Source organism: Paraburkholderia sediminicola (assembly GCF_046027355.1).
GTDB classification, from domain to species: domain Bacteria; phylum Pseudomonadota; class Gammaproteobacteria; order Burkholderiales; family Burkholderiaceae; genus Paraburkholderia; species Paraburkholderia sediminicola_B.
Window position 1 is genome coordinate 140,130 of record NZ_JAQQEK010000004.1, and the last position, 13,237, is coordinate 153,366.

General features: G+C 66.0%; 12 protein-coding genes. 11 read left to right on the plus strand and 1 reads right to left on the minus strand.

Features of this window, described 5'->3' with window-relative positions:
• The first annotated feature begins 8 nt into the window (after positions 1-8).
• From sctP to PQR42_RS08990, 8 genes are all read left to right on the plus strand, one after another.
• The gene (gene sctP / locus PQR42_RS08955; RefSeq protein WP_408212487.1) at positions 9-653 is read left to right on the plus strand and encodes a type III secretion system protein SctP; all 645 of its coding nucleotides are present in this window, start codon (positions 9-11) and stop codon (positions 651-653) included.
• 56 nt (positions 654-709) lie between these two features.
• Positions 710-2,020: a type III secretion system cytoplasmic ring protein SctQ gene (gene sctQ, locus PQR42_RS08960; RefSeq protein WP_408493619.1), complete on the plus strand. Its 1,311-nt coding sequence runs from the start codon at positions 710-712 to the stop codon at positions 2,018-2,020.
• Entirely contained in the window at positions 2,004-2,654 is a 651-nt protein-coding gene (gene sctR, locus PQR42_RS08965; RefSeq protein ID WP_408212481.1) for a type III secretion system export apparatus subunit SctR, read from the plus strand. Before sctQ ends, sctR begins: the two co-directional genes overlap by 17 nt.
• 48 nt (positions 2,655-2,702) lie before the next feature.
• Positions 2,703-2,966 carry a type III secretion system export apparatus subunit SctS gene (gene sctS, locus PQR42_RS08970; protein ID WP_408212478.1) on the plus strand — a complete coding sequence of 88 codons (264 nt, stop codon included), beginning with the start codon at positions 2,703-2,705 and terminating at the stop codon, positions 2,964-2,966.
• On the plus strand, positions 2,963-3,919 hold the full coding sequence (locus PQR42_RS08975) for a hypothetical protein (protein WP_408386241.1): 957 nt from the start codon (positions 2,963-2,965) through the stop codon (positions 3,917-3,919). Before sctS ends, PQR42_RS08975 begins: the two co-directional genes overlap by 4 nt.
• A gap of 126 nt (positions 3,920-4,045) precedes the next feature.
• Positions 4,046-5,383, plus strand: a complete 1,338-nt coding sequence (locus PQR42_RS08980) for a secretion protein (protein WP_408386239.1) — start codon at positions 4,046-4,048, stop codon at positions 5,381-5,383.
• Positions 5,384-5,401: 18 nt separating this feature from the next.
• Complete coding sequence (locus tag PQR42_RS08985) at positions 5,402-5,644, plus strand: type III secretion protein (RefSeq protein WP_408212469.1); 243 nt, start codon at positions 5,402-5,404, stop codon at positions 5,642-5,644.
• A 391-nt stretch (positions 5,645-6,035) separates the two neighbouring features.
• Complete coding sequence (locus PQR42_RS08990) at positions 6,036-6,503, plus strand: CesT family type III secretion system chaperone (protein WP_408386237.1); 468 nt, start codon at positions 6,036-6,038, stop codon at positions 6,501-6,503.
• 65 nt (positions 6,504-6,568) lie between these two features.
• Here PQR42_RS08990 and PQR42_RS08995 read toward each other — a convergent pair whose 3' ends face one another.
• Positions 6,569-7,195 carry a hypothetical protein gene (locus PQR42_RS08995; protein WP_408386235.1) on the minus strand — a complete coding sequence of 209 codons (627 nt, stop codon included), beginning with the start codon at positions 7,193-7,195 and terminating at the stop codon, positions 6,569-6,571.
• 250 nt (positions 7,196-7,445) lie between these two features.
• On the opposite strand from PQR42_RS08995, the gene PQR42_RS09000 reads away from it, so the two are divergent.
• From PQR42_RS09000 to PQR42_RS09010, 3 genes are all read left to right on the plus strand, one after another.
• Complete coding sequence (locus tag PQR42_RS09000) at positions 7,446-8,072, plus strand: GNAT family N-acetyltransferase (protein ID WP_408386233.1); 627 nt, start codon at positions 7,446-7,448, stop codon at positions 8,070-8,072.
• A 141-nt stretch (positions 8,073-8,213) separates the two neighbouring features.
• Complete coding sequence (locus tag PQR42_RS09005) at positions 8,214-11,588, plus strand: autotransporter (protein WP_408386231.1); 3,375 nt, start codon at positions 8,214-8,216, stop codon at positions 11,586-11,588.
• Between the two features lie 330 nt (positions 11,589-11,918).
• Positions 11,919-12,104 carry a hypothetical protein gene (locus tag PQR42_RS09010; protein WP_408386229.1) on the plus strand — a complete coding sequence of 62 codons (186 nt, stop codon included), beginning with the start codon at positions 11,919-11,921 and terminating at the stop codon, positions 12,102-12,104.
• Positions 12,105-13,237 lie beyond the last annotated feature (1,133 nt).

Here is a 13,237-nt window from a genome sequence, read left to right on the forward strand (position 1 = left end):
AAGTCTTCATGTCGATCATCGAACCGCGCCCGCTGCGCATCATTCGCACCGACCTTGAAACCGCGCAGAAAATCGACGACGCCCGCAAGCGCCGCTTCGACTATGCGACGCTCGCGCGGCGCTCCCGCGCGCAACGGCCGCCTTCGCGCGCGGCCGGCAGCGCAAGCGACGACATCGCGGCGGGCAACGGCGAACCGGGCGGCGGCGAATTGTTCGCCGGACTTGCCGGCGCGGACCACGAGCCCGTCGAACCGCCATCGCGCGACGACGACATCGCGACGTACCAGCACGCGGCGCTCGCCGCGCAGGTCGGTGGCGCCACCCTTCCCGCCGTCGATGCATTGTTGCGCCAGCAGGGCCGCTTTTTCGAGCTGGCGATGGCGCTCGCCACCGAGGTCGCCGCGTTCTGCGCCGATCAAGCCGTCGGCGACGCCGGCAACTGGGAAGTGAAAATCCCGCTCGATCCGCAAGTGCTGCCCGATACGACGTTGTACGTGTCGGTTTCGCGTTTCAGGCTATCGCTTCGTTTCGATACGTCATGCACCGAAACAAGGCAGCTACTCTTGTGTCACAGCGGCATGCTCGAACGCGAACTCGATTCGCTTCTGGCTGCATGGGGCACGCCGCGCGACATAGAGCTGACGATCTGGTGAGGCCGGCGTCCGCTCTGCCTCGACTGTACAACCCGTCTAATTTCGACCGCCATCGCATGGGCTATCCGATTGCTGAAGTGCCGAGTGGCGAATCCGACGGTACACGTTCGGACGCGGTCGTGGAAACGGGCGATGCCGCAGCGCCGCGAAGCGTTCCGCACACGCCACCGGACGCCCCGATCGCGGCGCTGCGATTGCGGGCCGTGGCGCCGGTCGCCGCGCGCCATGCGAGACTCGTGAGCGACGCGCGCACGGCGTATCTGCTGCGCCGCCTGCCCGGCCTCGATGAATGGGACGCGCGCGTTCGCGATGGCCGCGCCGAACCGGGCCACGCGTTCGCGCGACCAGGCGTGATCGAACTCGCGCATACGGCGGGCGCCGTCCACGTGCGCATCGATCTGGCGGCGTACCCGGCGCTCGCGATCGTCGCGTCGGCGGAGCGCGGCACGGCCCCGGCTCCGCCTCCGGCCTTAACCGACGCCGCCCGCGCGCTGCGCAGCGCGGTCGCGGGCGTGCTGCTCGAACCATTGCTGCGAATTCTCGACGCGCTCGGACTCGGCGGTCTGCACGTGACGCGCGTGGTACGCGACGCGGATGTGGCCACAGCGGCGTCGCACGCTGGAGCGGTGCCGCTGTCGCTTACCTTCACCTACGAAGGACGCCGCCATCAGGCCGAAGTGACCCTCGCTCCCGCCCTGTTGAGCGTCATCGAAAACTGGCAGGCGTCGGCCGCGCTGGATTTCATCCACACCGCGCTGGTGGAAAACGACACCGGCGACACCACCGATTCCATGCTCGCGGCGCTCGCTCGACTCGAGCTGCCTGGCCGGCTCGTGCTCGGCGCGCGGCGTCTACCGGTGGCGACGCTGCATGCGCTCGCCCCCGGCGACGTGCTATTGCGTTCACTGCCCGCAAGCCTCGCGCCACTGGTTGACGGCACCGGCGTCCAGCGCGCCGCGGTCGCGGCGACCGCGGCCTGGGGGACGCCGGGCCTCGTCCGCGCGCAGATGCCGGTGACCCTCGACGGGCTCAAGCTTTTAATCATGAAGGAAGCCACCATGACCGATGAACTGAACCCAGTTCGCCTAGACGACACGCTCGTCGCTGATCAGCAGGAGAACCCGATCGAGATCGGTGAGCTGGATCTGCCCGTTCAGTTCGAGGTCGATACTGTTTCGCTGCCGCTGTCACAGCTGTATGCGCTGCGTCCAGGCTATGTGCTGGAATTGCCGACGCCGGTAATCGATGCGCAGTTGAAACTTGTCACCCATGGCCAGACCATCGGCTACGGCGAACTCGTCACCGTCGGCGAACATCTCGGCATCCGAATCCTGCGAATGGCGCACGGCGATGGTCCAGTTCAGTGACATAACCGGCCTGCTGTTCGTCATTGTCGCGATCAGCCTCGTGCCGTTCGTCGCGATGGTCGTGACTTCGTACGCGAAGATCGTGGTCGTGCTCGGCCTGCTGCGCAATGCGCTGGGTGTGCAGCAGGTGCCGCCCAACATGGTGATCAACGGCATCGCGGTGCTGGTGTCGCTCTATGTGATGGCGCCGATCGGCATGCAGGCCGCGCAATCGATGCAAGGCCAGGCGATGGCCCCACAGCCGACCCAGGCGTTGATCCAGATGTTCAGCGCCGCGCGCGAGCCGTTTCGCGGCTTTTTGAAGGCGCATGCCAAAGAGCGCGAAAAGCGCTTTTTCATGCACTCGGCGAGCATCGTGTGGCCGAAGGAAGCCGCCAACAATCTGCACGACACCGATCTGATCGTACTGGCGCCCGCCTTCACACTCAGCGAACTCGCGGACGCCTTCAAGATCGGTTTCCTGTTGTACATCGCATTCATCGTGGTCGATCTGATCATCGCCAACGTGCTGCTCGCGATGGGGCTCAACCAGGTGACGCCGACCAACGTCGCGATTCCGTTCAAGCTGCTGCTGTTCGTCGTGATGGACGGCTGGTCGTCGCTGATCCACGGTCTCGTGATGACGTATCGATGACAGAAGGCTATTCATGACAACCCGCATCGCACCCGATCCCGAAAGCGCATGGACATCGACACACTGATCCGCTTCACGACCCAGGGCATGCTGTTATGCATGTACGTGTCGCTGCCGATCGTGATCGTGGCGGCGCTCGTCGGGCTGGCAATTTCGTTTCTGCAGGCTATCACGTCGATGCAGGATCAGACGCTCTCGCACGGTGTGAAGCTGGTTGCCGTGACTATTGCGATCGTGATCGCCGCACCCTTTTCGGCGGCTGCCGTCCTGCGTTTCGCCAACGAAATCATGCAGACGGCGATACCGCAATGACGCGCATCTCTCAACCACCACCGACCGACGCTGCCCACTTCGATCAGGCGCACGCAGCGGAGCAGACTCGCGGCACGGGCAGCAATGCGCGCTTTGCCACGCTTTATCGCGGCACGACGCGCTTCGCGCATTCGCAAACGCCGTCCGGCAACACCTCGGCGTCGCTGCGCACCGCAAGGCTCCAGGCGCTGCAGGCGGCGGCGCGGCGGCGCGCGGCCGCCCGGCGAGCGGCGGCGCGCCGCGCAGGCGCGTCGGGCAACGGCGAGTTCACCGATGCTGGCGACGGTCTCGAACACGACGCACCGAGTGGCGCGCGCAAGCGCGTCACGTTCGGTGGCGACAGCGGCGATCGCGGCAACAACAGCGGCGGCCAGTCGCACGATGGCCACGATGGCCATGGCACATCCGAGGGCAATCGGGAGCCGAACGCCGACCTCAAGCTGCGCAGTCTGCCGGGCGCGCCGCCCGCAGCATCGCTTCCGCCCAGCAAGCTGCAAGCCGTCGCTGCCGCGCACGAGAGCGCCAGCGAGCGTGACGCGGCGATGCGGGAGAACTGGTGCAATCTCATGCTGGAGCGACGCGACGCGCTGGCCGCCAATCCCAAAGCAAAAATCGATGCGCAATTGCATGCGGATTTCGTCGACTTGCTGAAGGTGCAAAAACACTATGGCGCCGCAGCGCCGCAGGGAATGGCTGCGTGTCGCGAACGGCTGATCGAGGCGGACCGGCTCAGGCGCGCCGGCGCCACCGCGCCCGTGCAGACATCGCCGGCGAGCGCGGAGCGCGGCGAACTCGACCGCGTCCAGCGCTGGAATCTGATCATGCCGCTGGCTCTGTTTGCGTTTGAAAGACCGACGCCGGACTCGCAGCGCGAGCCGGCCATCGCGAGGCGCAGGGCGCAATACGGCGACAGCGTCGCGCACAGCAAACGCGATTTCGGCCTCGCGGCCTGATCGTAGATTCGCATAAACGCTATCCACTTCGCATCCCGCACGAGCTTGCAGTTCTGGAAGCATAGAGTGGTCGGAGGCGCGCATCGGCGCGCACAACGTTGATTCGATGAATCCAGCCTCCCCATCATGAAACTGCTGCGTATCCTGACTGGCGTTCACGCGGGCGCCGAGTTGCGGCTCGAAACCGGCGTGCACCGGATCGCCGCCGACGACGACGCCGACGTCCGGATCTCCGACTGGCGCGGCACCGACGTGCTGCTGACGGTCCACGAAGGCGGTCTGGTCGATACGCGCCGCGTCGAGCCGGTGGCCGTGGCGGAACAGGCGCAGGGAAGCGAGCTTTCCGGCTCGGAAGAAACCGGCGCTACACCCGAGTCCGCCGAAGTCGGCACGGTGATGCTGATCGACTTCGTACCGATGCAATTCGGCGATACCGTGCTGTGCGTGGGCAACGCCGACGAGGCATGGCCCAGCGATCTCGATCTGCTCTCGACGCTGCTGATCAAACCCGATCAGATGCGGCGCGACGCCGAGCGGTCACGGCGGCGCAAGCTGGTCGGCATCGCTCTCGGTTGCGCAATGCTGGGCGCGGTGCTCGTCATCGGCACGGTGCTGATGACCACGATGACGAGCCAGGCGGCCTTGCCGCGCAACGCGCACGACCTTGCACAACGCGTCGATCAGGCGCTCGCCGCGGCTCGCATGACGGAATTGCATGCGCAGGCGCGCGGCTCGAGTGTCACCGTGAGTGGGATGGTCGTTTCGCCCGAGGAAGACACCGCCGTGCGCAAGTTGCTGGCGCAAGTCTCGCCGACGTCGATCGTGCGGCACTACGATATCGCGCAGAACGACATTCGCAACATCGAGGATTCGCTCGCGACGAAAGGCGTGCGCGTCGCCTATGCGGGACGCGGTGTGTTCGACGTCACGGGCGAAGTGAGCAGCCCGTCCGATCTGGAGGCGAGGCTTGGCCGCGTACGCCGCGATTTCAGCGAAAACGTGCGCGAAGTTCGCACCCATGTCACGCAATCCGCCGACAGCATGACGTTGCCGCAGGCGTTCTCCGAAGTCATGTCCGCCGACGACGTGCGCTACGCGCAAACACCGGATGGCGTGAAGCATATCTACGCGCTCCCCGATCCGGTGCCAGCAAGCGCGGTCGTGGCGGCATCGGGAGCATTGGCGGCGCCGGCGCCCGTCGTCGCCGCGGCAGGACTGGCTGCGCCGGCTCAGGCTCAAGCTCCAGCAGCGGCTGCGACAACCCTGGCGCCGATAGCCGGACCACGGCCGGCGAAAGCGGCATCGCCGGCTCCGTCCCGGGTGCAAGCGCTCGCGAGCACTCAACTCGCGGACGACTCGATGCCAGGCGCGGTAATCCACTCCGGTGCGGCGGCCGGCATCGTGCAGCCGGTCGAAAACCACGCGCATTCGTATGCATCACCCTATCTGCCCTTGCCGCACTGACACTCTGGAGCAATGAAAATGTACGAACCTCTTGAAGCCTGTGCCGCCGATTTTGCGAATATCCAGAAGCTGCTCGCCGACCCGGAATGCGATGCGCGTCTCATGGAAATTCAGGGCGCACTGGAGGCGACAGCGAAGAACATCAGCGACGCGACGGGAGCCACGGAGCTCGAACGCAACAACCTGGCAAGGCTATATCGCGGCATGCTCGCGGCGAGCCGGGTGGTCTCGCAGTTGATGGAAAAGCGCAGTGCGGCGTGACGCCGTGCGCTACCGGCGCGGCGCGCCGGATGTAGAAGCGGTTCGGTTCGCGGCCCTCGCGTCGCGCTGAACGGTTGTTTCCAATCTGAATCCAGGAGGTCTTTATGGCTACGTCAGGTGCGTCAATGGGTGCAATGAGCGCGATTACAGCTCAAAGCGAGGCGACGGCGATATTCGCCGCGCAACAGCAAGCTTCAATGTCGAAGGTCGAAGCCATCAACGGCCTAACGAGAACTGGCGCCGATATGGCGAAAAGCGCGGCTGCCCGATAACGGCGCATTGCTCCGAAGCGGCGCTGGCAACAGCAGCGTCGCGCGTCCCCATGCGGGCGGTTTGCGTTTTCACGCTCGCCGCCTGCTTTTTCTTTCGCGCTTCACGCCGGTATCGCTACTTGGACGAAAACGATAACTCAGAGCGTTATGCTCAACTGGTCCGCGATCTGTGCGAGACAGTCGGTCTCGCCGACGTCGAGCACGTGCTCACGACACGTTCCATCGAGGTGGAAGGCTTCGACGTGCGGCTCGAGTACTTCGAGAACGATCTCGACGCGATGTATGCGAATTTCCACTACGGCACGGTAACCGCCGGACGTACGCTCGCGGTATTCCGTCTGATGCTGGAAGCGAACCTGATGATCTACGCGCAGGACCAGGCCCAGCTCGGTCTCGACACCGATACGGGCGGCATCGTGCTGGTATTGCGAGTGCCGTTTACCTACGACGTCGACGGAACGGTGCTGGCCGATCTGCTGGCGCATTATGCCGAGCACGGACGGTACTGGCAGCAGAACATCCTCGAATCCACCGATGAGATGTTCGAGGGCGTGGCCTCTGGAAACTATATGTGGTTACGCGCGTGAGAACGCGGCGGCGATAATCCGTGGCGGGTCGCCCCGGGTAAATCAGCGGCCCAAAGCCGCATCCATCACCTGAACACTTTCGAAATCAGTTGGGCACCCGTTGTCATTGCCTGGACCAAGGCGTCGAGCATGCGCGAGCGCGCGTTCTGCGCGTGCTGGAACAGCGCCCACCCCTGCTGGTGTGCATGGTCCGAATTGTTGCCCACGTGCGGTGCCGCGCGCGGCGTGGCGGCCTGCGCCATCGGCGGCGCTGTCCTGCCGGCGGCCGGCGCGGCTGCATCCACCTTGCCCGGATCCAGCGTTTGATTGACGCCGCTCACCGGCTTGCCCAGCGACGCCTTCCAGGCCGGCGCCTGCACGTTGGGCACGCTCGACGGCGCGCTTTGCGCGTCAGATATGGCCTTCGCGAAAGCACCGGCGGACGCGTAGCCTGCGGCGGAATTCATCGCGGATGCGGGAACCGCGTTCCCAGCCGGTTTGACTCCACCCTTCGATATCTCAAACGAGGCCTTGCCGGCTGCAGCTTTTCTTTGAAGCAATCCTTCCAGCACGGCGCCCGCACGCACGGTTCTGGAAGCGCCGCTTTTCAGCAGCGTCCCAGACGCCGGTTGCGCCGGTTGCGCAGGTGCCAGCGCGGCGTCGAGCGCCGCGGCGCTGTCTACAGGGGATGCGATCGTATCGGTCTGCGCCACGCTGGAATCTCCATGAAGGCCGTCGGCGGATAGACGCTTCCGCACCATGACGCAATCTATCGGCAAACCTCCGCGCGTGGGCATCGTCATGCGAACTCGCGGCATGCGTTCCGAAGTCCGGCGTCAGGCCGCGTCCCCCGGCATGCCAGACAACTCGGTTCGCGCGCTTGCGCAGCGCTTCGTGGCGGCACGGAAGCGCGAACTTGCGCGGACGACAATAGTGCGGTTGCCACGCCCCACCCGACGCCCGATGTCGACATTTCGCCTGCCCCAACTCATCGAATCGGACACGCTGCTTCTGCGGCCGCCGCAGCCGAGCGACGCCCAGGCGCTCTTCGACGAAATGCTCAGCGACGTCGAAACGACCTTGCATCTCGGCTTTCCGCGCCATACGACGCTGGACGATACGCTCGCCTTCATCGAGTTATCAAAACGAGGCTGGGAAAGCGGCGCGCTGGCTCATTGGCTGCTCGAAGACAAGGCGAGCGGCCGGATTACCGCGCTCATCGAGATGCGGCCCGAACCGCCGCGCGTCGAACTCGGCGTGATCATCAGCCGGCGCGGGGGGGCGCGACGGCGGCGCGACGGCCTGTATGCGCTGCGCAGGCTGCTCAAATGGCTGCTCGTGCAACCGCCGATCTTTCGCATTTACGTGTATTGCGCCGTCGACGGTCATGCGCATAGCAGCATGGAGCGCCTCGGTTTCAGGCTGGAAGGCCGCCTGACGAATCACGAGTACCGTCCGAATCTCGACCTGTTCGCGGGCGACAGCTACCTGTATGCCATGACGCGCCCGGTGCCGGTGCTTACGGAAAACACACCGCGGGAGATCATCCCGGCAAGGGTCGAGAAATGCCGCGGAAAGGAGCCGGTCTGATCGCCGTGCCAATACCGTTAGCGCACGCACGACGCGTGACTTCGCGTTGGATGTCCTGCCTTCGTGTTTCGGCAATGCGCGAAAACCGGCGTGTCACATTCGCTCGACATAGTGCCAGGCGATGCCATTTCGCCACGCGCCATGTCCCAGCACAACCGGTTCAAATTTTCGCTGTTCCACCCGTTCGTCGAATCCGCACCCGACGCGCATCCCGAGCTGAGTGCAGCTGCCCCGCCGGATAACGCCGGCGTGACGCCCCGGCCGGCCGCGCCGCATGGCGCGCTGGACCGGTTGAAGGCTTCGCAGGCGCGGTCGCCAGGCGCATTCCGCGCTCACCGTTTCGAAATGACCACGGCCGTGTTTCAACGCACCACGCACGGCCGATCGGCGGGGCCCGAAACTTTCGTCGAGGCGCGGCGGCCTTATGCGCCGATTGCAGGACGCGCGAAAAAACCCGCCGAGAACGCCACGCGTGAACTGGTTGCGGCGGCGACCGCGGGCACCGAATCGGGCGCGCCGGCGAATCCAGCCCTCGCGCCCTCGCCGCTTGCTCACGTGTTGCCGCTCGACGCGCTCACATCGAGCGACGCATTGCTCGCGTATGTCCGCGCGGAGTTCGACTGCGCGCCGGCCCTGGCCGATGAAATCGATGACGCGAGCGCGCTCGTGTCGCGTCTGATTCGCCTGACGTCGCGCTCCAATGCGAACGGCGCGACCCGGATCGCGACGATCGCACGCAGCGGATTGATCGCGCAGGCGATGAAGCAGGCCGGCGTGACCAGCATCGAGCAGGCGCACGTCGCGCTCGAACGGCTCGGCATGCTCGATTTCGACGCGCCGCAGACCCGCCATTCCGGTGGCGCCGCCGACCGCCAGGCGTGGCACATCGCCCGGGTGCTGAGCCGTTCTCACCCGGGTTTCCAGGCGCTCGACGATGTGCGTGCCGCGCTGTTTGAGCCGTTCGCGAACGACACCGCGCGGCTCGCCGTCAGGATGATCTTGCAAAGCGCCGAGGCGCTCGACCCCTTGCCTGGCGATGCCGACGCCGCTGCGCAACACGATGGCGCACCAGGCGCTGTCGCGATCCGCACCGGACGTTCACGCGCGTCGCTCAACGCCACCGAGGCGGAACCGGTCACACTCGCCGCGCGAGCGTTCGATGCCGCCGCGACGCTGCTCGAAAGTGGCCGCGATGCCCTGACGCCGGATCAGAAAGGCGCATTTTTCGCATGGCGTCAATCATTCGACGAAGACGGGCGGCATAGCGATCTGTCGCAAGCGCGCGAGCGTCTGCATAAATTTTCGTTGCGCACGCTTGCGCGAGTCGGCGAAAAGCGCTGGAAAACGCTGTTGCCGCGCATGTTTCGCGGCACCCACAGCGCTCCGCTCGCCGCGCTGAGTCTGGGCACTCAGGGCGTGCCGCGCAGGACCATTGCCCAGGAGCGCGCGGCGTTCGAGAAAGGTTTGCGCGATGCGTCGGCGGCGCTTCGCGAGAATCCGGCGATGCAACCCGCGGCGGCATTGACGCACGTCCGCGCGGCGCGTTCGCTGGTGGAGCTGGCCGCGCTTCTCACGTGGCTCGAACACGGCGGTTTTACCGGCAGCCGGATCGACGACGAGACGCTCGTGCGGGTCGCACGGCGCGCTCACCAGATGAGCGTCGACGCGGCCGGATCGAAGCCCGATGAAGAGAGCGCGCGTCTTGCACGAATCCAGCGCCTGACGCTGCGCTGGAGTGCGCTGTCGGCGGAGCAACTCGCGAAAACGCGGCCGTTCAGCGCGATCGCGAAACGCCCGTTCACGGTCGAACGGCTGGCGGTATGGGGCAAGGTCGCGCGAATGCCCGACGATGCCACGTACTGGCGTTCCGTCGATGCACTTCGCAGGCTCGCACAAGCGCCGACTCCGAACCCCGCCGACGACCTCGACGAAGTCCGCGCGACGCTCAAGGAAGTCGTCGAAGGCCTGCAGTCGGGGCACAGGCTGCGCCTGTCCGATGGCGGCCGGCAAGGCGTCAGCACGCGCGGACTCAATGAAACCACCCACGTGGTCCTGCATGGCATCGGGTTGCCCGTGTCGCCGCGCATCGACCTGCGCGCCTCGCGCGCCCGTGAGGCGGTCGTCGAAATCAGCCGCGCGACTCACGGTGTCGAACTGTTCCTCGGCACCACGCGCACGACCTTGCATCACGTCGGCGCGGGTTTGCTGATCGGCTACGACATCGAAGCCGGCCTCACCAGCGTGCGCGCCGGGCTGACGACCAACGTGGTTCTGCGCGCGCACGAACGGGCCGAGCCGCGCGGCGTATCGCTGCGCGTCGCGCGCCGCGTGAAGCCCGACGGCTCGGGTTACGACGACGACGCGATGCGCGCGAAACTCAGCCAGATCATCGATTTTCTGTTCGACGAAGCCACCGAAGCGCACGGCGATGGTCCGGCCGGCATCTGGAACCGGCTCGCCGAGCGCTACTGGGACGACCTCGACGTGTCGGTCAGTTGGACCGACAGCCGCACGAGCACGACGCGGCAGGCGGTATACGTCGATGCGAGCGCCACGGTCAAATTCGCCAATCTCGGCGGCGCGACCGCACCGGATCCGGTCACCGGCAAGACGGCGCGGCAACTGACGATACGCGCGGGACCTTCAGTCGGCGCCGCGCGTGAAAAATCGCGCCTCACGTCCGAAATGCTCGAACGGAGCGGCCGGATACAGATCGACCAGCACCGCGTCGGGCTCGGCCGCTTATGGCACTTGCGCAGCGGCATCGCGCCGGGGTTTTCGCATCCGCTCGATCCCAACGGCAAGAACAGCGTCGGCCTGTTTTCCGTCGACGCCCCCGCCGCGACCATGACGCTCGGCGAGCGCAATCACTCCGCGAAATTGCAGCTCGTGCGGGAGGACGGTCTGCTCAGCCATCGAGCCTGCATGCTCGACATCGAGTATCTCGATGCACGCATGTACGCGCGTGCGGTCCAGGTCGCCCGGACTGAACTGATCGACCTGTTTGCAGCGCAGATCGTCGCGCAACAACGCCGCGCGGCGGCGGCTGGTGAGACCGCGACGCTGGAGCCCGACGAAATACGGCGCATGGCGGCCGGGCGCATCGACGCGCATCTGTCCAACGCGTTGGAGAATCAGCGACCCAATCTGACGTATTTACTGCGCTACCGGCTGCATCGCAGCACGGCTGCCCGCCTCGATGCGAACGCCGCGCTGCTCGCGCAAGCGGGCGGCGATCCTGACGTGCGCGCACGTATCGAAGCCGACAACGCGGCGATTCTCGGCACGCCAGAATCGTGGATGCCCATCGAGCTGAAGATCAAGGAGCGCAGCACGGAGACGCGCGGCATCGGCCTGAACACGATCGTGCAGCTCAACGCGCGAACCAGCGCGACCGGCGACCGCGAAATCGTGACGGAGAGCGTGCCTTTCGGAGTGCTCGAGGCGCTGGAAGCGCGGCATGAGGCGGAAGCGCCCGGCACGGCCGACATGGCCAGAACAGCGTGGCCGGCCTAGCTGCTGGAGCGAACCTGAGCGCTTGTGACGAGTTACGTCATGCGTGCCGCTGAGTGAAAATCAGGCAGCGAGGTCTCCGAGTCCTCGACAGAGGGTTGCGGCCTGAGCCGACCGGATCGATCGGACGATCGTGCCGGCTGGCCCAGGATGCGACAGCGGTGTTTTCACGTTACGTTGACGGTGGCGGATCGTCCGGTGCGGGCGTTCTTGTCCAATTCGTTCTCGGATCGACACGCGCGGCTGCGGTCGTGGCTGGAGTGGCGGGTGCTGCCGGCGGTGCTTCGTGGACGCCCGGGCGGTTGGCCTGTCGCGCCCAACTGCTGCCGGCCGGTGTCTCCTGTCCTTGCTGCGCTGGCGCCACCGGCACCGATGGCGTTGGCGCACAAGGCGAGCGCGTCGGGGAATCTGCCGCCAATGGTTGCGCTGTGGGTGGCGGCGGAACTGCTACGGCTGGCTGCGCCGGTGGCGCTGCTGGCTGAGGCGGCACCGTGGGTGGCGGCGGAACCGTCCCCGTAGGCCGCGCCGGCGGTTGAGGCTGTACCACCTGCGCGGGTGCCGCCGGTGGCTGAGGCTGTCCCGCCCGCGCCGGCGCCGCCGGTTGCGGTTGCATTCCGGGTTGCGGTGGATACCCGCCGGCCGGCTGCGTTTGCGATGCCGGAACGCCACCGCCTGGCGGCGCAGGTGGCCACTGTCCAGAGTTGTACGGCCCCTGATTCATTGCGCCGGGAGCGCTATAACCAAGCTGATGGAGAAGCTGCTGGAGCCCGGCCACTTGCTGCCGAAGCTCAGCCACCTGTCGTGCATTCCCACCCAGATGTTGCCGCAACAGCAGGCGGTTCCGCATATTGAGACCTGATCTGAGACCCATTCCCGCCACCAGCATCGGCAACATTAGCCCGCCAACCGCGCTCGTGCCGATCATATGCATGAGCAAAAACGAGCCCAAGCCGGCTGCCAACCCGCCGACGCTATACGCGAATCTCGAACGGCCCGACGAGCCGTTGGCGACAAAAGCCGACGGATCCCCGTTCGGCCACGTAGCGCCGTAGCCGTCGCCGGGTTCCTGGTAACCAGTCTGCAATCGCACATGCGACATTTGACCGGTGCCGAGTAACCCCTGCTTCGCCAGACGCATGCGCGCCCGGATCGCGGCCATGCCACTTGCATTGGCAGTTTGTCCAGGCGCGCTAGCGCGACGCGGCGCGCCCGCCGGCGCACCCGTCGCCGGCATCCCGGCGAGCGCAGGATTGTACTGAGCGGCCTGTGGGCTCCCGGCGACAGGCTGTGCAGCAGGCGGCGGGGGATATCCAGCTGGCGACCCATAGGACGGGTCGATACCTGCACCGCCTTGGCTGCCTGAAATTCCGGGGAGACTACTCATGAGCGTCACGTGGTCGTTGGAGATGCGGTGAGAGTGGTGCGATCCGGACGCCGCGAGCGACCTGATACGCGAACCCTTCGTGGGCCTGCGGCCATTGTTCACTCCTATGGCGACTCATATGGCGCCAGTGCGAAGCGAATGCCACGTATGCGAACTCGGGTCCAGAATTCGCACCTCATCGACCGGCGCAAAACAGAGTCTGTTGAGGAGACTGACGCCGACGCGTCGTGCGTACCATCCAGCCCTGCCCGCTTCGCATTGGGCTTGT